This window comes from Enterobacter cloacae complex sp. 394I7 (assembly GCF_057320345.1).
The window spans coordinates 408,676-429,866 of record NZ_JBXWCR010000003.1; the positions used below are offsets into that span (position 1 = coordinate 408,676).

At 54.6% G+C, this 21,191-nt stretch carries 23 protein-coding genes; 10 read left to right on the plus strand and 13 right to left on the minus strand.

Features of this window, described 5'->3' with window-relative positions; translation table 11 throughout:
- Positions 1–57 precede the first annotated feature (57 nt).
- Together AC2FAP_RS15380 and paeA are read left to right on the plus strand one after the other, a co-directional pair.
- Positions 58–1,605 (plus strand): MFS transporter, encoded by a 1,548-nt coding sequence (locus AC2FAP_RS15380; protein WP_014168350.1) that lies wholly within the window; start codon positions 58–60, stop codon positions 1,603–1,605.
- A gap of 193 nt (positions 1,606–1,798) precedes the next feature.
- Positions 1,799–3,136 carry a polyamine export protein PaeA gene (gene paeA, locus AC2FAP_RS15385; RefSeq protein WP_014168349.1) on the plus strand — a complete coding sequence of 446 codons (1,338 nt, stop codon included), beginning with the start codon at positions 1,799–1,801 and terminating at the stop codon, positions 3,134–3,136.
- Between the two features lie 78 nt (positions 3,137–3,214).
- Here paeA and AC2FAP_RS15390 read toward each other — a convergent pair whose 3' ends face one another.
- Positions 3,215–3,421: a DUF1107 domain-containing protein gene (locus AC2FAP_RS15390; protein ID WP_003856054.1), complete on the minus strand. Its 207-nt coding sequence runs from the start codon at positions 3,419–3,421 to the stop codon at positions 3,215–3,217.
- Positions 3,422–3,745: 324 nt separating this feature from the next.
- Here AC2FAP_RS15390 and AC2FAP_RS15395 point away from each other — a divergent pair, with 324 nt between their 5' ends.
- The gene (locus AC2FAP_RS15395) at positions 3,746–4,303 is read left to right on the plus strand and encodes a YtfJ family protein (RefSeq protein WP_014168347.1); all 558 of its coding nucleotides are present in this window, start codon (positions 3,746–3,748) and stop codon (positions 4,301–4,303) included.
- On the opposite strand, the gene cysQ is transcribed toward AC2FAP_RS15395, so the two are convergent.
- Positions 4,297–5,037 carry a 3'(2'),5'-bisphosphate nucleotidase CysQ gene (cysQ, locus tag AC2FAP_RS15400; protein WP_014168346.1) on the minus strand — a complete coding sequence of 247 codons (741 nt, stop codon included), beginning with the start codon at positions 5,035–5,037 and terminating at the stop codon, positions 4,297–4,299. The two genes, AC2FAP_RS15395 and cysQ, sit on opposite strands and share 7 nt — an antisense overlap.
- 190 nt (positions 5,038–5,227) lie before the next feature.
- Here cysQ and AC2FAP_RS15405 point away from each other — a divergent pair, with 190 nt between their 5' ends.
- Positions 5,228–7,171 (plus strand): bifunctional 2',3'-cyclic-nucleotide 2'-phosphodiesterase/3'-nucleotidase, encoded by a 1,944-nt coding sequence (locus AC2FAP_RS15405; RefSeq protein ID WP_449541909.1) that lies wholly within the window; start codon positions 5,228–5,230, stop codon positions 7,169–7,171.
- A 44-nt stretch (positions 7,172–7,215) separates the two neighbouring features.
- Here the strand turns inward: AC2FAP_RS15405 and AC2FAP_RS15410 are convergent, their stop codons facing one another.
- Positions 7,216–7,602 carry a winged helix-turn-helix transcriptional regulator gene (locus AC2FAP_RS15410; RefSeq protein ID WP_014168344.1) on the minus strand — a complete coding sequence of 129 codons (387 nt, stop codon included), beginning with the start codon at positions 7,600–7,602 and terminating at the stop codon, positions 7,216–7,218.
- 84 nt (positions 7,603–7,686) lie between these two features.
- Here AC2FAP_RS15410 and AC2FAP_RS15415 point away from each other — a divergent pair, with 84 nt between their 5' ends.
- The 3 genes from AC2FAP_RS15415 (at position 7,687) to AC2FAP_RS15425 (ending at position 10,482) form a co-directional block, all read left to right on the plus strand.
- Positions 7,687–8,535: an SDR family oxidoreductase gene (locus AC2FAP_RS15415; protein ID WP_063157029.1), complete on the plus strand. Its 849-nt coding sequence runs from the start codon at positions 7,687–7,689 to the stop codon at positions 8,533–8,535.
- Positions 8,536–8,616: 81 nt separating this feature from the next.
- The gene (locus tag AC2FAP_RS15420) at positions 8,617–9,441 is read left to right on the plus strand and encodes an AraC family transcriptional regulator (protein WP_196356128.1); all 825 of its coding nucleotides are present in this window, start codon (positions 8,617–8,619) and stop codon (positions 9,439–9,441) included.
- Positions 9,442–9,516: 75 nt separating this feature from the next.
- Positions 9,517–10,482, plus strand: a complete 966-nt coding sequence (locus tag AC2FAP_RS15425) for a DMT family transporter (RefSeq protein WP_449541910.1) — start codon at positions 9,517–9,519, stop codon at positions 10,480–10,482.
- Here AC2FAP_RS15425 and AC2FAP_RS15430 read toward each other — a convergent pair.
- A complete protein-coding gene (locus tag AC2FAP_RS15430) occupies positions 10,479–12,128 on the minus strand; it encodes a methyl-accepting chemotaxis protein (protein ID WP_449541911.1) in 1,650 nt (549 codons plus the stop codon). The two genes, AC2FAP_RS15425 and AC2FAP_RS15430, sit on opposite strands and share 4 nt — an antisense overlap.
- A 245-nt stretch (positions 12,129–12,373) precedes the next feature.
- On the opposite strand from AC2FAP_RS15430, the gene ytfE reads away from it, so the two are divergent.
- Entirely contained in the window at positions 12,374–13,036 is a 663-nt protein-coding gene (ytfE, locus tag AC2FAP_RS15435; protein ID WP_014168339.1) for an iron-sulfur cluster repair protein YtfE, read from the plus strand.
- Positions 13,037–13,099: 63 nt separating this feature from the next.
- Here ytfE and cycA read toward each other — a convergent pair whose 3' ends face one another.
- Both cycA and bamJ read right to left on the minus strand, forming a co-directional pair.
- Positions 13,100–14,509: a D-serine/D-alanine/glycine transporter gene (gene cycA, locus AC2FAP_RS15440; protein WP_014168338.1), complete on the minus strand. Its 1,410-nt coding sequence runs from the start codon at positions 14,507–14,509 to the stop codon at positions 13,100–13,102.
- A gap of 313 nt (positions 14,510–14,822) precedes the next feature.
- Positions 14,823–15,443, minus strand: coding sequence for a BamJ family beta-barrel-assembly machinery protein (gene bamJ / locus AC2FAP_RS15445; protein ID WP_025205816.1), 621 nt, complete (start codon positions 15,441–15,443; stop codon positions 14,823–14,825).
- Between the two features lie 233 nt (positions 15,444–15,676).
- On the opposite strand from bamJ, the gene AC2FAP_RS15450 reads away from it, so the two are divergent.
- Positions 15,677–16,321, plus strand: coding sequence for an OapA family protein (locus AC2FAP_RS15450; RefSeq protein ID WP_032679427.1), 645 nt, complete (start codon positions 15,677–15,679; stop codon positions 16,319–16,321).
- A gap of 45 nt (positions 16,322–16,366) precedes the next feature.
- Here the strand turns inward: AC2FAP_RS15450 and AC2FAP_RS15455 are convergent, their stop codons facing one another.
- The 5 genes from AC2FAP_RS15455 to rpsF all read right to left on the minus strand — a co-directional run bounded on the left by AC2FAP_RS15455 (position 16,367) and on the right by rpsF (position 18,886).
- Positions 16,367–17,296: a DMT family transporter gene (locus AC2FAP_RS15455; protein WP_025205818.1), complete on the minus strand. Its 930-nt coding sequence runs from the start codon at positions 17,294–17,296 to the stop codon at positions 16,367–16,369.
- A gap of 150 nt (positions 17,297–17,446) precedes the next feature.
- Positions 17,447–17,896, minus strand: a complete 450-nt coding sequence (rplI, locus tag AC2FAP_RS15460; protein WP_014168334.1) for a 50S ribosomal protein L9 — start codon at positions 17,894–17,896, stop codon at positions 17,447–17,449.
- A gap of 41 nt (positions 17,897–17,937) precedes the next feature.
- Entirely contained in the window at positions 17,938–18,165 is a 228-nt protein-coding gene (rpsR, locus tag AC2FAP_RS15465) for a 30S ribosomal protein S18 (RefSeq protein WP_000135199.1), read from the minus strand.
- Between the two features lie 4 nt (positions 18,166–18,169).
- Positions 18,170–18,484, minus strand: a complete 315-nt coding sequence (gene priB / locus AC2FAP_RS15470) for a primosomal replication protein N (RefSeq protein WP_003856035.1) — start codon at positions 18,482–18,484, stop codon at positions 18,170–18,172.
- A 6-nt stretch (positions 18,485–18,490) separates the two neighbouring features.
- Positions 18,491–18,886 carry a 30S ribosomal protein S6 gene (gene rpsF / locus AC2FAP_RS15475; RefSeq protein WP_014068637.1) on the minus strand — a complete coding sequence of 132 codons (396 nt, stop codon included), beginning with the start codon at positions 18,884–18,886 and terminating at the stop codon, positions 18,491–18,493.
- A gap of 341 nt (positions 18,887–19,227) precedes the next feature.
- On the opposite strand from rpsF, the gene yjfY reads away from it, so the two are divergent.
- A complete protein-coding gene (gene yjfY / locus AC2FAP_RS15480) occupies positions 19,228–19,503 on the plus strand; it encodes a DUF1471 family protein YjfY (RefSeq protein WP_025206244.1) in 276 nt (91 codons plus the stop codon).
- Between the two features lie 141 nt (positions 19,504–19,644).
- Here yjfY and AC2FAP_RS15485 read toward each other — a convergent pair whose 3' ends face one another.
- Both AC2FAP_RS15485 and AC2FAP_RS15490 read right to left on the minus strand, forming a co-directional pair.
- Positions 19,645–20,331, minus strand: coding sequence for an L-ribulose-5-phosphate 4-epimerase (locus AC2FAP_RS15485; RefSeq protein ID WP_032679424.1), 687 nt, complete (start codon positions 20,329–20,331; stop codon positions 19,645–19,647).
- Complete coding sequence (locus AC2FAP_RS15490) at positions 20,324–21,184, minus strand: L-ribulose-5-phosphate 3-epimerase (RefSeq protein WP_182268140.1); 861 nt, start codon at positions 21,182–21,184, stop codon at positions 20,324–20,326. The genes AC2FAP_RS15485 and AC2FAP_RS15490 overlap by 8 nt, the downstream gene beginning before the upstream one ends.
- Positions 21,185–21,191: the final 7 nt, after the last annotated feature.

Here is a 21,191-nt window from a genome sequence, read left to right on the forward strand (position 1 = left end):
TTAATAAAAATACGCCCCGTAAAACGGGTTAATCATTACCCTACACTGGATATTATTATGGTCAAACCAACTGAACGTAGAGTTGGTTATGGCGTGGCGCTTGGCTACGGCATAACCGATCTGTTTGGCGGAGGCGCTTTCGCCATTATCGGCACCTGGCTGTTATTTTTTTACACGACCTATTGCGGGCTGTCTGTTATTGAAGCGGGCTCTATATTTGCTATCGCCCGCGTCATTGATGCGCTGTTAAGCCCGATCATGGGTTATATCACTGATAATTTTGCGGGTACCTGGCTCGGCCGTAAATTTGGCCGTCGCCGTTTCTTTTTATTACTGAGTTCCCCGTTAATGTTTTTGTATGCCCTGCTGTGGCTGACGGATATGGGGTACTGGTATTACCTGGGAACCTATCTCTCTATTGAACTGCTGTCGGCGATGGTGCTGGTGCCGTGGGAGACGCTGGCCGCAGAAATGACGAACCGCTACGAAGAGCGCAGCCGACTTTCAGGGGTGCGCATGATCTGCTCTCAGCTTGGGGGGTTCCTTGCCGTTTCCGTCCCCGGCGTCATTATGCAGTTCACCGGGAAAGACAATCCGTTTACCTATACGCTCACCGGACTGATATTTTCCTGCGTTTTTTGCCTTGCGGTGTTTATTACGTGGTACACCACGTGGGAAGCGAAAGATGTGCATCAGGAGTCCGATTTTAAGATAGATAACCAGCGCAGCAGCGGGGTAGCCAATCATCTGAAATATCTGGTACTGGACCTCTTTTCGTCCTTTCGCATCCGCGCATTCCGCCTGCATATCATTATTTATATCTTCTCGTTTACTGCGATGGACGTCTTCGGCTCGGTCTTTACCTATTATGTCGTTTATTGTCTGAGCCAGGATGCGGCGGCCGTGTCGGGCTGGCTGAGCATTGCCGCCTTTGCCTCAGTACCAGGCACGTACGGATTTATGCTACTTTTGAACCGGCTGAATATCACGCCGTCCGCCGCGCTACGCCTCTCCTATGGCTGTATCTTCGCCGTGCTGGTATTCCTGTTTACGGTCTACCTCACCAAAACGCAGGTGCCAACGCTGCTGTTCTCGGGAGTCTTTATCCTGCTCGGTGCCGCCCGCTCTGGTCTTTATTACATCCCGTGGAATATCTACAGTTTCATCCCTGATATCGATGAGATTGTAACGCAGCAGCGCCGCGAAGGGATTTTTGCCGGGGTGATGGTATTGACCCGCAAAAGCACCGTGGCGATTGCCATTATGATCATCGGTCTGGTGCTGCAGGAGTCAGGGTTTGTGAAGGGCAGCGGCGCACAGCCTGAAAGCGCGCTGGGGGCCATTATCGGCCTGCTGATTTTCGCGACGGCGGCCCTTCTGGCCGTGAGCTTCTTCACGACCTATAAATTTAAACTGACCCGCGAGACGCACAAGCTGCTGCTGAAGGAGATTGCGCGCCGCAAGCTGGGCGGAGATTATCGCGACTGCGACGCCAACACCCGGGTGGTGATCAAACAGCTCACCGGCTATGAGTATGACCAGGTGTGGGGAGGGGATGCCACGCGCCGGGCGGCAGGAAACGCCAGTTTATCCGCAGTAAAATAGCCGTACGTACCGGACAGCGCTTCGCTGTCCGGCCGGTTTTATGCCAAAATGTGACCTCTGGCAGATTTACACGCCTTTACGCTATACTACCCGCTGAAATAATCAGCTCAACGCTACGAGCTGACGTTCTATGTGTCTTCACACAAATGTAATTAACTTCCCTTCCGAGGATCTGGCTGAAGCCGGATAAACTATGTTAAACAGTATTTTAGTGATACTTTGTCTCATTGCCGTCAGTGCATTTTTCTCGATATCCGAGATCTCGCTGGCCGCCTCCCGTAAAATCAAACTGAAACTGCTTGCTGACGAAGGCAACGTTAACGCATCACGCATACTCAAAATGCAGGAAAACCCGGGAATGTTTTTCACCGTGGTGCAGATTGGCCTGAACGCGGTCGCCATCCTGGGCGGTATCGTGGGGGATGCGGCATTTTCACCAGTGTTTCATGGCCTCTTCGCACGCTACTTTTCACCTGAACTCTCCGAGCAACTGAGTTTTATTCTCTCCTTCTCGCTGGTGACTGGCCTGTTCATCCTCTTCGCTGATCTGACCCCGAAACGCATCGGTATGATTGCGCCAGAAGCTGTGGCTTTGCGCATCATCAACCCGATGCGCTTCTGCCTGTTCCTGTTCCGTCCGCTGGTGTGGTTCTTCAACGGCCTGGCCAACAGCATTTTCCGCCTGTTTAAAATTCCGATGGTGCGAAAAGACGATATCACCTCTGATGATATCTATGCGGTCTTCGAAGCGGGTGCCCTGGCGGGCGTGCTGCGCAAGCAGGAGCACGAGTTGATTGAGAACGTGTTTGAGCTGGAATCCCGTACCGTACCGTCTTCCATGACCGGACGTGAAAACGTGATTTGGTTCGACCTGCACGAAGACGAGCAGAGCCTGAAGCAAAAGGTGGCCGAGCACCCGCACTCCAAGTTCCTCGTTTGTAATGAAGATATCGACCACATCATCGGTTATGTGGACTCGAAAGACCTGCTGAACCGCGTGCTGGCCAACCAGAGCCTGGCGCTCAACAGCGGCGTTCAGATCCGCAATACCCTGATTGTTCCGGATACCCTCACCCTCTCTGAAGCGCTGGAAAGTTTCAAAACGGCCGGTGAAGATTTTGCCGTTATCATGAACGAATACGCGCTGGTGGTGGGCATCATCACCCTCAACGATGTGATGACCACGCTGATGGGCGACCTGGTTGGCCAGGGTCTGGAAGAGCAGATTGTGCAGCGTGACGAGAACTCATGGCTTATCGACGGCGGTACGCCGATTGACGATGTCATGCGCGTGCTGGATATCGACGAGTTCCCGCAGTCAGGTAATTACGAGACCATTGGCGGCTTTATGATGTTTATGCTGCGAAAAATCCCGAAACGTACCGACTCGGTGAAGTTCTCTGGCTACAAGTTTGAAGTGGTGGATATTGATAACTACCGCATCGACCAGTTGCTGGTGACGCGTATCGATAATAAACCGACCGTGCTGGTGCCGCGGATGCCTGACGCAGAAGAGAAAGTGTCGGCGTAAGGCCCATAAACATCAACGGCTCCCATCGGGAGCCGTTTTTTTATCAACTGCGTTTTTAACTACTGCATAGCACGTTGGTTAAGCCATCTCAGTTTGCAGACGCATAACCTGACGGTTGACTTCAGACATCACAGACAGGTGCTGCTTGTCCTTCACTTTTGGGATAAGGATCTTGCCCTTATCAAACTCAAAAGCGCCAACATCCTTGATATACAACCGTCCACGGAACAGGATCTTCACGTACTTCGCCACCTGAAGCGGGTTGTAGCGTTGGAAAATTTTCATTCTTGTATCTCCTGCGAATCATACGCTCTTGCGGTGCCACAATCGGCCCGACTGTCCTGAGCGCAAATTTTGTTGCCCAAAGACTATAGACCAGAACTACGGTGTTACCCAGTATGCATAAGTTTATTTACCGTTTGATTACAATTATTCAGAATAATCTTTGCAAAGCTTCACTCAGGGCAGTATAAGCCGTCGTTTTTTCATGGATATGTGCGTTCACCCGCAAACTGGCATCGGGATTGCGGGAAAACCACATTGATCGCACTTATGATTAAAAGCGTATGACCAAGTGGTCGGATCACCTGTAAACAATAAGGAAACACCATGACCCTACGTACTATCCTTGCAGCAGCCTGTCTGCTTCTGCCTCTGTGGGCTAGCGCTCACGCGATTGAAAAAGGACAACGAGTACCACCAGTCGGCATTGCTGACCGGGGAGAATTGATTCTCGACAATGATAAGTTTAGCTACAAAGCGTGGAATAGCGCGCAGCTCGCAGGCAAAGTGAGAGTTGTACAACATATTGCCGGTCGTACATCCGCAAAAGAGAAAAATGCCAACCTGGTGGAAGCGATCAAGGCCGCAAAATTCCCACACGACCGCTACCAGACCACCACGATTGTTAATACTGACGATGCCATTCCTGGCTCCGGCATGTTTGTGCGTTCAAGCCTTGAGAGCAATAAAAAACTCTATCCGTGGTCGCAGTTTATTGTCGACAGCAACGGCGTGACGCGTAAGGCGTGGCAGCTGGAGGAAGAGAGTTCCGCAATCATCGTGCTGGATAAAGACGGCCGCGTGCAGTGGGTGAAAGACGGGGCATTAACCCAGGAAGAGGTGCAGCAGGTTGTCGCCCTGCTGCACAAACTGCTGGCTCAATAAATAGAGACGCGGAAGCCGGGGTTAAGGAAGGATTCGCGCGGGGTGTAGTCCAGCGGCTTACCCTGCCAGTCATGAACATGTGCCCCGGCGGCCGTGGCGACCGCATGCCCTGCCGCGGTATCCCAGACGTTCGTTGGCCCAAAGCGAGGGTAGAGCTGAGCATGACCTTCCGCCACCAGACAGAATTTCAGTGATGAACCAATCGAGGTCGTCTGGTGTTCACCCAGCTGTTGCAGATATTCCTGCAGTTCACTGTCGCTGTGCGACCGGCTGATCACCACCAGCGGTGGACGCGCATCGCGCACCTGAATCTGCTTACGCACGCCGCACTCTTCCTTCCACGCCTTACCGTCTGCAGCGCTGTACATGACCTTCATCACCGGCGCGTATACCACCCCAAGCACCGCTTTGCCTTTTTCAATCAGCGCGATGTTGACGGTGAACTCACCGTTACGCTTGATAAACTCTTTGGTGCCGTCGAGGGGGTCCACCAGCCAGTAACGCTGCCAGTGCTGACGCTCGTCCCAGCTCTGCGGCGCTTCTTCTGACAGGACCGGGATATCCGGCGTTAAGGCCTGCAGCCCTTGCAGGATCACCTTGTGAGCCGCGATATCTGCCGCGGTGACCGGAGAGTCATCTGCCTTGCTGACGACCTCCATCGGTTTTGCACCGTCATACACCTGCATGATGGCATCTCCCGCATCCCGTGCGAGCTGACAAATCTTATCTAACATTCTCCACCTCTTTGTTAACGCAGTGGGGTTAACTCTTTGTTTTAGTTATATCGTAATGGGAACAATTCTGCTATCTGTGAAGCAATTCTGGTTTCATGGCGCTTTTTTCTGTCAGGATTCACATTTCTGTAAGCAACACGCTATAGATACATACTCTTTTGTGGCCTGGATCGAAAAAAGGACTCCTCTGATGATTAAGTTTAGCGCAACGCTCCTGGCGATGCTGATTGCAGTGAGCGTACAGGCGGCGACGGTAGACCTGCGAATTCTGGAAACTACCGACCTGCACAGCAACATGATGGACTTCGATTACTACAAAGATACCCCGACGGAAAAATTCGGACTGGTACGCACGGCAAGTTTGATCGCTGCCGCCCGCAATGAAGTTAAAAACAGCGTGCTGGTCGACAACGGCGATCTCATTCAGGGTAGCCCGCTCGGGGACTATATGGCGGCGAAGGGGCTGAAGAAAGGCGAGATCCACCCGGTGTATAAAGCGATGAACACCCTGGACTATACCGTCGGCAACCTGGGCAACCACGAATTTAACTACGGCCTGAAGTACCTGCACGATGCGCTGGCTGGCGCGAAATTCCCGTACGTTAACGCCAATATCATCGACGTTAAGACGCAGAAGCCGCTCTTTACCCCCTATCTGATTAAAGAGACCGAGGTTGTCGATCAGGACGGTAAAAAACAGACGCTTAAAATCGGCTATATCGGCTTTGTGCCGCCGCAAATCATGACCTGGGATAAAGCCAACCTCGACGGTAAAGTGACCGTTAACGATATTACCGAAACTGCGCGCAAATACGTGCCGGAAATGCGCGAAAAAGGCGCAGATCTGGTTGTGGTGGTTGCGCACTCGGGACTCTCCGCCGATCCGTATCAGGCCATGGCGGAAAACTCCGTTTATTATCTGAGTGAAGTCCCGGGCGTCGATGCGATCCTGTTCGGCCACGCCCACGCGGTCTTCCCGGGTAAGGACTTTGCCAACATTAAGGGTGCAGACATCGAGAAAGGGACGCTCAATGGCGTGCCGTCGGTGATGCCGGGCATGTGGGGCGACCACCTTGGTGTGGTGGATCTGGTCCTCAATAACGACGGCGGCGACTGGAAGGTCACTCAGTCAAAAGCAGAGGCGCGCCCGATTTACGACGCTGCGGCTAAAAAATCACTGGCCGCCGAAGATAAAAAACTGGTCGACGTGCTGAAGCATGACCACGACGCCACCCGCGACTTCGTCAGCAAGCCGATCGGTAAATCGGCGGATAACATGTACAGCTACCTGGCGCTGGTGCAGGATGACCCGACTGTCCAGGTGGTTAACATGGCGCAAAAAGCCTATGTCGAACACGTTATTCAGGGCGACCCGGACCTGGCAAAACTGCCGGTGCTGTCGGCCGCGGCACCGTTCAAAGTGGGCGGGCGTAAGAATGACCCGGCAAGCTACGTTGAAGTCGAAAAGGGCCAACTGACCTTCCGTAACGCCGCCGATCTCTATCTCTATCCGAACACCCTGGTGGTGGTCAAAGCGACGGGCAAAGAGGTGAAAGCGTGGCTGGAGTGCTCCGCCGGGCAGTTTAACCAGATTGATCCGCACAGCAGCAAGCCGCAGTCGCTGATTAACTGGGATGGCTTCCGGACCTATAACTTTGACGTGATTGACGGCGTGGAGTATCAGATTGATGTTACCCAGCCTGCAAAATATGACGGCGAATGCCAGGTCATTAACCCGCAGGCCGAGCGCATCAAAAACCTGACCTTTAAGGGCAAAGCCATCGACCCGAATGCCACCTTCCTGGTGGTAACCAATAACTACCGCGCCTACGGTGGCAAGTTTGCCGGCACGGGAGATGGCCATATTGCCTTTGCCTCACCGGACGAGAACCGCTCGGTGCTGGCGGCGTGGATCAGCGCGGAGTCCAAAAAAGCGGGGGGCATTCATCCGGCAGTGGACAACAACTGGCGCCTGGCCCCCATTCACAGCGACACGCCGCTGGACATCCGTTTTGAAACTTCACCGTCCGATAAAGCGGCGGCGTTTATTAACGATAAAGCCCACTATCCGATGAAGAAAGTTGCAACGGATGATATTGGCTTCGCCATTTATCAGGTGGATTTAAGCAAGTAACGCGGTGTGTGCCGGGTAGCGGCTTCGCCTTACCCGGCCTGCCTTTACGCCGCGCGTTCTTCCCGGTTCGCCATCACCTGCGGCGTATGCACTTCTATCCAGTCCGCCAGCGCGGCCACTTTCTCACTCACCTCTGTCCCTAACGGCGTCAGGCTATACTCAACGTGCGGTGGTACAACCGGATACGAGACGCGATTAACAAACCCGTCCTGTTCCAGCGCCTGTAGCGACTGGGCCAGCATCTTTTCGCTGACGCCCCCCATTTTTCGGCGCAGGTCGCTGAAACGGTGGGTTCCCTGCCGCAGGGCCACCAGAATCAGCACGCCCCAGCGGCTGGTGACATGTTTGAGAACCTCTCTGGAAGGACACTGTTCCGCGAAGAGGTTGCCATCGCGCATTTGTTCGCTGAGTGTCGGTATCGTTGTTTTCATACTTACCTTTATGTACGTACTTACTAAAAGTTAGCTATGGTGCTAGTGTGCCACAACACCAGACAAACACGAAGAGGATTCATCATGATCGCAATTACCGGCGCAACCGGCCAGCTTGGCCAGCTCGTTATCAAACAGCTGTTAAACACCGTACCGGCAAACCAGATTGTGGCGATTGTCCGCAATCCGGCAAAAGCTGAAGCCCTGAGCCAGCAGGGAATTACCGTTCGTCAGGGGGATTACGCTGACGAAAGCACAATGACCTCCGCGCTTAAGGGCGTAGAAAAACTGCTGCTGATCTCCTCCAGCGAAGTAGGTCAGCGCGCCACCCAACATCAGAACGTCATTAATGCTGCCAAAGCCGCTGGCGTGAAATTCATCGCCTATACCAGCCTGCTGCATGCTGATAAATCGCCGCTGGGTCTGCACGTTGAACACGTCGCGACGGAGAAGGCGCTGGCGGAGTCCGGCATCCCTTACGCCCTGCTGCGTAACGGCTGGTACACCGAAAACTATCTGGCGAGCGCACCGCCCGCGCTGGAGCACGGCGTATTTATTGGCGCGGCCGGTGAAGGCAAAATCGCCTCTGCCACCCGTGCGGATTACGCGGCTGCCGCGGCAAAAGTCATCTCCGGGGACGGCCATGCAGGCAACGTATACGAGCTGGCCGGCGACCACGCCTGGACGCTGAGTGAACTGGCGGCCGAACTCAGCAAACAGAGCGGCAAAAACGTGACATATCAGAACATGAGCGAGGCGGATTTTGCCGCGGCGCTGAAGGGCGTTGGCCTGCCTGCCGGGCTGGCGGATATGCTGGCGGATTCCGATGTGGGCGCGTCTAAAGGCGGTCTGTTTGATGACAGCCATACGCTGAGCAAACTGATCGGGCGTCCAACCACACCGCTTTCAGAGAGCATTAAAGCCATCCTGTAAATGTTGCAAAATGGTTATTTTTTGTAGCATCCCCTCGGGTCATCTCTGATAATGGAGAGATGACTCATGAGGAGGTTCACCGTGCAGGGCGTACCGGAACAGTTCATTGATGAGAGAGACAGCGCGCGCTTTCGCCATCTGGCGTATTTGCCGGGCCTGGAGCTTTATCACGCGCATATTTCTGACTACGCCTTTGAGCCTCATACGCATGAAGCCTTCGGCATCGGCACCATTGAAACCGGTGCCGAACGCTTTCGCTATCGCGGTACTCAGCATCTCGCGGCGGAAAAATCCGTCGTGACCATGAACCCGGACGAGATCCACACCGGGGAGTCGGCGACGGATGGCGGCTGGCGCTACCGGATGGTTTACATTGAACCCGATCTGCTGGAAGAGGTAACCGGCCTTCGCCACTGGTGGTTTAGTGACGTAACCCGCCATGACCCGCTGCGCTCACAGCAAATCGGCAGGCTTATCTATGGCCTGTGGCATACGGACGACCCGCTGGCGCAAAAAGGCCTGCTGCTGGATCTGATCGAGACCTTCCAGCCGTTAGCCCGCCACGCGCCGGTTACCCGGGAAGGTGCACACCGGTTCGAACGGGTTCGTGAGTATATGCACGACAACTACATGCACGCCCTGACGCTGGACGAGCTGGCCAACGTGGTCTCACTCAGCCCCTACCATTTTCAGCGCCAGTTCAAGGCGCATTTCCATGTCACTCCGCATCAGATGCTGATGGCTATCCGCCTGTGGCGCGCCAAAGCGTTTCTCACGCGCGGCATGCCCGCCGCCGAAGTCGCCGCCGCGACCGGGCTGACCGATCAGTCCCATTTGACTCGCGCCTTTACCCACCGCTATGGCATTACCCCCGTGCGCTACCAGAAACAGGTCGTTAAGCGCTGATGCGCAACCTCATACAATACGCGCGCCCTTCCCCCTCCTACACTGAACGCAGAACAAACCGATGTGGATGGAAAAATGATTAGTGGTGTGTTGTATGCCCTGCTTGCGGGTCTGATGTGGGGACTGATTTTTGTCGGCCCGCTGATCGTGCCGGAGTACCCGGCAATACTGCAGTCGACCGGACGTTATCTGGCACTGGGGCTGATTGCTCTCCCGCTGGCGTGGCTCGGTCGTGCACGTTTGCGTCAGCTCGGCCGGCAGGACTGGTTCACCGCGCTGGCGCTGACCATGATGGGCAACCTTATCTATTATGTTTGCCTGGCGAGCGCCATTCAGCGAACCGGGGCACCGGTATCTACCATGATTATCGGCACGCTGCCCGTGGTGATCCCGGTCTTCGCTAACCTGCTTTACAGCCACCGCGACGGGAAACTGGCGTGGTCAAAAATGGTACCAGCGTTGGTGTGTACCGCCGTGGGGCTGGTCTGCGTCAACATTGCCGAGCTGCAGCATGGGCTGGAGGACTTCTCGCTGTTGCGTTACGGTTCTGGCATCCTGCTGGCATTCGTTTCCGTGGTGTGCTGGGCGTGGTATGCCCTGCGCAATGCGCGCTGGCTGCGGGAAAATCCGGATAAACACCCGATGATGTGGGCGACGGCTCAGGCGTTGGTCACGCTCCCGGTTTCGCTTATGGGCTATGTGGGGGCCTGTCTCTGGTTAGGCCACCAGCAACCGGATTTCGCTCAACCGTTCGGGCCGAGACCGTGGGTCTTTGTCGGGCTGATGCTGGCGATTGCGGTGCTCTGCTCGTGGGTGGGCGCGCTGTGCTGGAATATCGCCAGCCAGAAGCTGCCGACGGTAATTTTAGGGCCGTTGATTGTTTTCGAAACGCTGGCCGGGCTGCTTTACACCTTCCTGATGCGCCAGAGCGTACCGCCGCTGTTAACCGCCTGCGGGATTATATTGCTGGTCGTTGGGGTCGTGATGGCGGTGAGAGCAAAGCCGGAAAAACCGATGGTCATTCCGGCTTCAGAGAGTTAAAACGTTTCCCAGTTCGCTTCAGACGTCGCCGCGACAGGTTTAGCCGCTGGAGTGTAGCTTTTCACCGGCGCGGCGTTGACCACCGGGTTGCGGGTAATTTTAAACACCGCTACCGCTTCGTTCAGGCGTGCCGCCTGATCTTCCAGCGCGGCCGCCGCTGCCGCAGACTCCTCTACCAGCGAGGCGTTCTGCTGGGTCACGCGATCCATCTCGGCCACCGCCTGACCTACCTGATCGATACCGCGGCTCTGCTCGTCAGAGGCAGAGGCAATCTCGCCCATGATGTCGGTCACGCGGGTGACCGCATTCACGATCTCTGCCATCGTCGCCCCGGCTTCGTTTACCAGCTGTGAGCCGGCATTCACGCGCTCGCCGGAATCGTCGATCAGCGCTTTAATCTCTTTTGCCGCCTGAGCGCTACGCTGGGCAAGGGTACGCACCTCACCTGCGACCACCGCAAAGCCACGGCCCTGCTCGCCTGCACGCGCGGCTTCCACCGCCGCGTTCAGCGCCAGGATGTTGGTCTGGAAGGCAATGCCGTCGATTACGTTGGTAATTTGCGCAATTTTGCTGGAACTGGTCGCAATGTCGTCCATGGTGCGCACCACACCCTCCACCACGTTACCGCCCTTCTTCGCGGTTGAGGAGGCATCGAGTGCCAGACGGGAAGCCTGACGTGCGTTATCGGCGTTTTGTTTTACCGTGGCGGTCAGTTGTTCCATGCTGGCAGCCGTCTCTTCCAGAGAGGCAGCCTGCTGCTCGGTGCGGGAAGAGAGGTCGTTGCTGCCCGCAGAGATTTCCCCTGCACCGGTGTAAATGGTGTCTGCGCCTTCACGCACCACGCCCACCGTGTTTGCCAGCGAGGTTTGCATCTCCTGAACGTTGCGCGCCAGGATTGCCATTTCATTCTTACCCTCTGCCTGAATCGGCTGGGTCAAATCCCCTGCGGCAATGGCGCGGATATGGCCGATCACATCCTGGAGCGGCAGCAGCAGAACGCGGCGCATTGCAATCCAGCTGGAAACGATCACGGCAATCACCAGCAGCATGACCGCAGAGAGGATCCACAGGATACGTTTATAATCGTTTTCGTTGTCTTTAATCCCTCTGTCCGTGAGGACGGCCTGCGCTTCACGCCATTCACGGTACACGTTCTGCATCGCGGTCTGTTTCTGCTCCGCATTCTGCTTGAACATATCTTCCAGATTGCCCTGGCCCAGCAGAACGTTCATTTGCGTCAGCGTGGCGGAGTAAATACGGTACTGCTCTTCCAGACGGTTAGCCAGATTCTCGTCCAGACCCGGAGTATTAGGCAAAGCGTAGTATTTATCGTAATGGGACTGTGCATCCGACAGCAGGTTCTTCGCCGTGTTCACCAGTTCATTCAACTGGCCGCCGTTAATCTGAGACGCCATGCTGCTTTGCAGACGCAGCATGCCGCGGTTCAGGGTTACGCGGGCCTGGTTGAGGCTGATCCATGCATCGGTAAACTCAGCGACATTCTGGCTTGAGAGCTGCGAGACGGTGAAGTTATCTTTGTCGTTATTCAGCGCGTTGATAAAAATGCCGGCGGAAATGACTTGCATGATGCCGAGCACAAGCAGCACCGAAATAAGAAGGGTAATGACTTTTATACGTTTAAACATGCGTTGCCTTTTTTATATGCAGGTTTGTCTGACGTGGATATATCGGCAGGCACGGCGAGTTGTTTACTGTTTCCCCACGTTAAAAAACTTTCTAAAGTAATTTCCTGCATTCATTCAGCAAGTTAAAAGTCATTATTTTTTTGTGATCTGGTTCTCACTTTTCCCCTTCCCTCTAAAGGGTTATAGCGCCGCCTTAAAGATGCATTTAAAATGCACTTTATATTATTGATGATGAGGTAACTGCTATGGCCTTCCGCGACCAACCCCTTGGCGAGCTGGCGCTCTCCATCCCGCGCGCGTCCGCGCTGTTTCGTAAATACGATATGGATTACTGCTGTGGCGGTAAGCAAACCCTGGCACGTGCCGCCTCGCGTAAAGAGCTGGATGTGGGGCTCATTGAAGCGGAGCTGGCGCAACTGGCTGAGCAGCCTATTGAGAAAGACTGGCGCACTGCAGCCCTTGCCGACATCATCGACCATATCATCGTGCGTTTTCACGACCGTCACCGTGAACAGCTGCCTGAACTGATCCTGCAGGCGACAAAAGTGGAGCGCGTTCACGCCGACAAACCTTCCGTACCGCGCGGTCTGGCGAAATACCTGACCCTGCTTCACGAAGAGCTTTCCAGCCACATGATGAAAGAGGAGCAAATCCTCTTCCCGATGATCAAACAGGGTATGGGCAGCCAGGCGATGGGGCCCATCAGCGTCATGGAAAGCGAACATGATGATGCAGGCGAACTGCTGGAAGTGATTAAACACACTACCCATAACGTTACACCGCCACCAGAGGCGTGCACCACGTGGAAAGCGATGTACAACGGCATTAACGAGATGATCGACGACCTGATGGAGCACATCAGTCTTGAGAACAACGTCCTGTTCCCGCGTGCCCTCGCAGGTGAATAAAAAAGGCGCCCGAGAGCGCCTTCCTGAGGTTATCATTCGGCCACAGCATCTGTGGCCTTTTTTTTAACGCATGCCTGCCATACGTTTCTTACCGATAAATAGCCATCCCAGCCCCAGCGCGATGAACCACAGCGGCGTGACGATTAACGCCTGACGGGTATCGTCTTCCAGCGTCAGCAGAACCAGCACGAAGACGAAGAACGCCATGCACACCCAGCACATCAGCTTGCCCAGCGGCATTTTGTAGATCGATTTTTCATGCAGGTGTGGACGCTGTTTGCGGTACACCAGGTAAGAACACAGGATGATGGTCCAGACGAACATGAACAGGATCGCAGAGACCGTGGTGATCATGGTAAACGCACCGATCACACTCGGGTTCACATAGAGCATCACCACACCGCCCAGCAGGCAGATACAGGAGAAGGTCAGCCCTTTCGCCGGCACCGCACGCTTAGACAGTTTGGCAAACGCGCGTGGCGCAACCCCTTCCTGTGCCAGACCAAACAGCATACGGCTGGTAGAGAACACCCCACTGTTGGCAGAAGAGGCCGCGGAGGTCAGCACCACGAAGTTAATCAGGCTTGCCGCCGCAGGCAGTCCAACCAGCACAAACAGCTCAACGAACGGGCTCTTGGTCGGTACAACGGAGCTCCACGGCGTCACGGACATGATGATAATCAGCGCGAACACGTAGAACATAATGATACGAATCGGGATGGAGTTAATCGCGCGCGGCAGGGATTTCTCCGGATCTTTAGTTTCCGCCGCCGTGGTACCGACCAGCTCAATCCCCACAAAGGCAAACACCGCAATCTGGAAACCGGCAAAGAAGCCGCTGATGCCTTTCGGGAACCAGCCGCCGTCATTCCACAGATGCGCGAACGAAGCCTGAACGCCGGTTGGAGACTGGAAGTGCGTCAGTACCATCACCAGGCCGACAACAATCAGGGCGATAATCGCCACGATTTTGATCATCGCAAACCAGAACTCCATCTCACCGAACATTTTAACGGTGGCGAGGTTAAGGCTCAGCAGCAGAACAATCACCGCCAGCGAGGCCACCCAGTCCGATAACCCCGGGAACCAGAACTGCGCGTAGGCCGTGATGGCGACCACATCCGCCATGCCGGTCACCACCCAGCAGAACCAGTAGGTCCAGCCGGTGAAGTAGCCCGCCCAGGGGCCAAGCAGGTCGGAAGCGAAATCGCTAAAGGACTTGTATTCGAGGTTCGAGAGCAGCAATTCACCCATTGCACGCATCACGAAGAAGAGCATAAAACCGATGATCATATAAACGAAAATGATCGACGGCCCGGCAAGACTGATGGTTTTACCTGACCCCATAAACAGCCCGGTACCGATGGCACCCCCGATGGCAATGAGCTGAATATGACGGTTTGTGAGATTGCGCCGTAGCGACTGTTCAGACGACGCCTCTTCGTCGGCGACGACTTTAACCTGATCTACCATGTGATATTTTCCTGTTTATGCCTGTCTGTGTTGTTAAGGCTCTTCTGGCCTTTAAATACGTCAAAAAAATAACGGTCCCCATGAAAGGACTCATCGATATTAGGTAAGAATCGGCGGGATGAATACTATGATTTGGATATTATGTTAATAATATGTTTAAAGTGAGTGTCATATCACTCATACAACGCGAAACAGCTCACAAAAATACACGCAACAGTTTCGTTTGCAAGATAAAATGTTGATTCCGTCGTAACTATAGGTTTTATCACTATATTCCTCTCCCCCGAAGGAGAGAGGAAATAAGAAAAGCTGATTACAGAATTTCCAGCAGCTCGACTTCAAACACCAGGGTGCTGAATGGCGGGATGGACGCACCAGCGCCACGCTCGCCGTACGCCAGGTTGTGCGGGATAGTCAGTTCCCATTTGGAACCCACTGGCATCAGGGTCAGCGCTTCGATCCAGCCCGCGATAACGCCGTTAACCGGGAATTCAGCCGGTTCGCCACGTGCTACAGAGCTGTCGAACACCGTACCGTCGATCAGTTTACCGGTGTAGTGCACGCGAACGTGGTCAGTACGCGCCGGGATTGCACCGTCGCCCTGGTTGATCACGCGGAACTGCAGGCCAGACTCGGTGCTGTTCACGCCTTCACGCTCACGGTTCTCTTCCAGATATTTCACGCCTTCTGCAGCCATCTCTTCGAAACGCGCGCGACGCACGGCGTCAGCACGTTCGTGGATTTCACGCAGCGCACGGTGCACAACATCAACCGGAACCGCCGGGTTGTTGCCTTCCAGCGCATCAGCGATACCCGCCACCAGCGCTTCGGGTAACAGACCTTCCAGGCCGGATTCGCTCAGCTGCTGTCCTACCTGCAAGCCGATACCGTAACTTGCCTGCGCTTCGATAGTGTCAAAAGTCGGGGTGGTCATGGGTTTTCCTTCCATCACATTTAAAGTAGCGGGCAGCATATCAGCCATGCCCTTATGGGTAAAACTTTGTCTGAAGTTAAGGTGACAAACCGCGACGAAACAGAAACAATAGAGAGAACCAGGATTAATCCCGAACGAATGTCACGGATGTCGGGTTTGCTACGCCGTTCAGGCAGTTAGCAAACTATACTTCGGAGCACAGGATAAAAAAGACGCGGAGCAGGAGGAGAGCCATGCCCGGGCGATTTGAACTGAAACCTACCCTGGCGAAAATCTGGCAGGCGCCGGACAATTTTCGCATCATGGACCCGCTGCCGCCTCTGCATCGCAGAGGGATCATCATTGGCGCGCTGATGGTGATCGTGGGTTTCCTGCTTCCTTCCGGTGGCGATGACGCCGACACCGCGACGGTGACCCGCAATGCCCAGCTGGATATTCAGTCGCAAACGCGACCGCAGCCGGACACACAGCCTGTGCAGACGCAACTGGTCACCCCGACGAACGATCCGGGACAGGTTGCGCCTGTTGAACCGGAACCCATTCAGGATGAACAGCCACAGGAACAGGCCGCGGCCCCGGCAGAGCCACAGGCTCAGCAGCCAACCGGCATTGAGCAGCAGTGGCGTTCCTATCGCGTAGAGCCGGGTAAAACCCTTGCGCAGCTGTTCCGCGACCACAATCTGCCGCCAACCGATGTGTATGCCATGGCGCAGGTGGAAGGCGCGGGCAAGCCGCTCAGTAATTTGCAGAACGGCCAGCTGGTGCAGATACGTCAGAATGCCAGCGGCGTCGTCACCGGGCTCACGATTGATACGGGAAATGGCCAGCAGGTGCTGTTTACCCGCCAGCCTGACGGCAGTTTTATCAGAGCACGTTAATGTTCAGGCCGGGTAAGGCGAGCCAGCCCCCCGGCAATGCCCTTCTTAGTGACTCCGCTTATTGACCCACCAAATCCCCGAGCAGACCAGCACCAGCGCAATCGCATATTTGATGTCCAGAATGTTTTCACCGAGGAAAATGGCGGACAGCACCGTCCCGGCAACGGGGATCACAAAGTTGAACGGGGCAATCATACTTACGCGGTTCACTTTCAGCAGCGCGCTCCAGAGGGCGAACGCAACCGAAGAGAGTAACGTCAGGTACCCCAGCACCGCGACGGCCGTCATGCTATGCACTTCCAGCGTCCCTCCCGTGAGATAGCCACCCGCCACCAGCGCCGCACCGCCGATAGCGAGCTGCCAGCCGGTCATCACCGTCGGGTCGACGGTCTGGGAGATGCGTTTTCCGTAAAGCGTGGCGGCAGAAAGGATAAAGGCTGCCAGCACCACAAACCCGTCTCCCTTCCAGACGAAGCTGAATTCGCTTAACCCGCCGTGGAAGTTAACCAGCATCACTCCGGCAAAGCCCAAAATACAGCCAAGCGTTTTGTTATAGCTGAGCTTGTCGTTGTGGTAGATGAAGTGCGCCAGCAGCACGCTGAAGAAAGTGCCGGTGGCGTTCATGATCGAGCCGTTCACGCCTGTCGTGTAGGCCAGTCCGATATAAAAGAAGGTGTACTGAATGCTCGTCTGCGTCAGCCCCAGGACGGTCAATTGCCCAAACTGCCCGGGCGTGAACCTGCCGATGGGCTTGCGCTGTGCTAATGCAAAAAGAAGCAGCAGCACACCCGCAAACAGAAAACGGTAACCGGCGAACACGACCTTTGAGGGAATATCATCGGTGGCAATCTGGAAGAGTTCATAGCCGCTTTTTATGGCCGGGTAAGAGCTACCCCAAAGCAGACAGCAGAGCGTGGCGCAGGCATAGGCCACCTTTCGACGGGCAAATACGGGCGTGGGCAGAGCGGTTTCCATGTCGAATCTCATAAATAAAATTGCGTTTCATTTTATTATCAGAGAATGCGCCAGGAATAGCGACCCTACAAGCACTAAAGCGCGAGGCTGGTCCCTTAAAAAAGCAAAACGCCGGCACAAGGCCGGCGCTTCGACGTGAGCAGAGTAAAATTACTCAGCTACAACGTTAACAACCAGTTTAGCGAACACTTCGCTGTGAACCTGGAAGTCCACTTCGTGCTCACCAGTGGTACGCAGAACACCGTTCGGCAGACGAACTTCGCTCTTAGCCACTTTAACGCCAGCTGCAGTTACTGCATCAGCGATATCGCGGGTACCGATGGAACCGAACAGTTTACCTTCGTCGCCAGCTTTGGAAACGATGGTAACAGTGCCCAGTGCGTTGATTGACTCAGCGCGAGCATTAGCAGCCGCCAGAACGTCAGCCAGTTTGGCTTCCAGTTCAGCGCGACGTGCTTCGAAAAACTCTACGTTTTTCTTGGTAGCTGGAACAGCTTTACCCTGTGGAACCAGGAAGTTACGAGCGTAGCCCGCTTTAACGTTTACCTGATCACCCAGGCTGCCCAGGTTTGCTACTTTATCAAGCAGAATAACTTGCATTACCTTATCCTCTTAAAGTCGTATTAATGGACCGTGCCCGATTACTGATGACGATCAGTGTACGGCAGCAGGGACAGGTAGCGAGCGCGTTTGATAGCGCGAGCCAGCTGACGCTGGTATTTTGCACGAGTACCGGTGATACGGCTTGGGACAATCTTACCGCTTTCGGTGATGTAGTTTTTCAGCGTTGCGATATCTTTATAGTCGATCTCTTGAACGCCTTCCGCGGTGAAACGGCAGAACTTGCGACGACGGAAATAACGTGCCATATGGCTAGTCTCCAGAATCTATCAAATCAATCTGCTCGGCATGCAGAACCATTTTGCTCAGGCCGTTCTTTGCCTTGTGGCAAGAAATGAACCCCTGAACGATTACTGCGCTACCGACCGTTAAACTGTGAGTAATGGCCTGGTTTTCGTGTCCGCTAATAATAACGGGCATTTGGCACCACGCCTGCCGGTGAAAGCCGGCTTCCTCTTGCACAGAACGATGCTCAAGCACGAACTGGCAATGCGGAATTCCTGATGGACTGACCTTACGAAGGGGGGTCCTGCACACGGTACCGGACAACACCAGACGGTTGGTCATCAGAAATTACTCTTCAGAATCCCCAGCATCAGAATCATCTGCGGTTTCGTTTGCGAAATCATCGCGACGCTCACGGCGCTCGTCTTTCGCTTTAACCATCGGAGATGCTTCGGTCACTGCGTTTTTGGTACGCATAACCATGCTGCGGATAACGGCATCGTTGAAGCGGAAGGTAGTTTCCAGCTCATCGATCACTTCCTGCGGCGCTTCAACGTTCATCAGAACGTAGTGTGCTTTGTGCAGTTTGTTGATCGGGTAAGCCAGCTGACGGCGGCCCCAGTCTTCCAGACGGTGGATCGTACCTTCTGCACCAGTGATGGCAGCAGAGTAGCGCTCGATCATGCCCGGAACCTGTTCGCTCTGGTCAGGATGGACCATAAAAACGATTTCGTAATGACGCATCGAATTGCTCCTTACGGATTATTCAGCCTCCTGTCTGGGTCAGCCGAGGCCCGGGGAGGCAAGGAACGTGTTAAAGGTCGGCTGAAAAATTGACGCGTCATAATACTTGCGCGCCCCTGGAAACTCAAGCTGATTGCACAAATAATTCGCACAAAGCGTAAAGCTGGTCTAAGTGGGTGATTTAAAATTAATCACATCAGGAAGCGTTGTTTTTTTGAACAACAGCATCAGAAATGGTCACGCATCCCCGCCGGATAAGTGATTACACTTTAATCAGAGACCTTATTTATAAAAGGAGAGCAACACCCCCTTTCACAGCACGCAGTCGTGGAGCGCATATCATGAAAAAAATCGCATTTGCCGTAATGGCTGCACTTTTGCTCAGTGCAAACGCGATGGCAGCCATCAAGATAGACGGCCGGCAGGCCCAAAACATGGATGATGTGCAGAGCTTAGGCGTAATTTACATCAATCATAATTTCGCCACTGAAAGTGAAGCAGATCAGGCACTCAATCAAGAGACCGATGCTCAGGGTGCACAATATTATCACGTCATACTGATGCGTGAGCCCGGCAGCAATGGCAATATGCACGCCAGTGCAGATATCTACCGATAACGCTTTAACGCTAGCACCAGGAAAGCCAACAAAGAGAACATAGCCATAGTTTAACTTGCCCCCTGCCCGGGGGCTTTTTTTTGCGAATGGCTCTGAAATACCACCGGTTACAACTGTTTTTCGGTATTCCAGAGCACTTATTCACTTCTGCCCGTAATAGGCGTTGGGCCCATGTTTACGCATGAAATGTTTATTCATAAGGTAATCATCAATGCCCTGAAGCTGCGGATTGATGCCGCGGGCGATCCACGCCATTCGCGCCACTTCCTCCATCACCACCGCGTTATGCACGGCATCGTGAGCGTCTTTTCCCCACGAGAATGGACCGTGCTGATACACCACAATACCCGGCGTATGCAGCGGCTCACGCTCAGCCAGCGTGTCGATAATGACGCGACCGGTGTTGAGTTCATACTCCCCTTCCACTTCGGCCTGCGTTAATGCCCGCGTGCAGGGAATATCGCCAAAGAAGTAGTCTGCATGCGTGGTGCCAAGAGCCGGAATGGGCAGCCCTGCCTGCGCCCAGGCCGTGGCATGGGTCGAGTGTGTATGTACAACGCCGCCCAGGGAGGGATAACGCTGATACAGTGCCAGATGGGTGGCGGTATCAGAAGAAGGACGCCACTTTCCGTCAACCACGTTGCCATGGAGATCCACAACCACCATGTCGTCGGCGGTCATGGATTCATAGGGCACACCGCTGGGCTTAATCACGACCCGCCCCTGCTCACGGTCAATAGCGCTGACGTTACCCCAGGTAAACGTCACCAGACCGTAGCGAGGTAGATCCATATTGGCCTCAAAGACCTGCTGCTTAAGCTTATGCATGCTCAGCCTCCACTAACCCAGCCCGCGCCATACGTTCACGGACCCAGTCCCGCGCCTTCGCCACTTCGGCTGCCGGGTCGTCCGACGTTTCACTCCACATCTCAATCAGGTAAGGCCCGCAATACCCTGTCTGTTTGAGCGTCTGGAAGCACCGTTCGAAATCCACCACCCCGGTGCCGAACGGAACATTTTTGAATACACCAGGCCGGGTATCTTTGACATGAACCGCCACGATATGACCAATACCCGCCTGCAGTTCCATCTGCACGTCGTTATCCCAGGCTGACAGATTGCCGATATCAGGGTAGAGCTGGAACCACGGATTATTCAGGTAGTGCGCGTAACCCAGCGCCTTGCTGATGGAGTTCATTAACGGATAATCCATGATCTCCATCGCCAGCGTCACCTGAGCACGGCTGGCCATGTCGACGCTCTCTTTCAGGCCGTCACGAAAACGACGGCGCGTTTCATTGTTGGCGTCCTGATAGTAAACGTCATACCCCGCCAGCTGGATCACACGGATGCCGACATCCTGGGCAAAGCGAATGGCTTTACGCATGATCTCCAGCCCCTGAGCACGCACAGCATCATCTTCACTGCCAAGCGGAAAACGACGGTGGGCGCTGAGGCACAGGGAAGGCACACGTACCCCCGTTTCAGCGATGGCGCTTACCAGTGCCAGACGCTGTTCGCGGCTCCAGTCCAGGCGAGACAGGCGTTCGTCTGTCTCATCCACTGACATTTCGACAAAATCGAAACCGAGTTGTTTCGCCAGTTGCAGCCGCTCCAGCCAGCACTCCCCCGCAGGGAGTGCCTTTTCATAGATGCCGAGCGGGACTTGTTTAGACAACATACCCGCT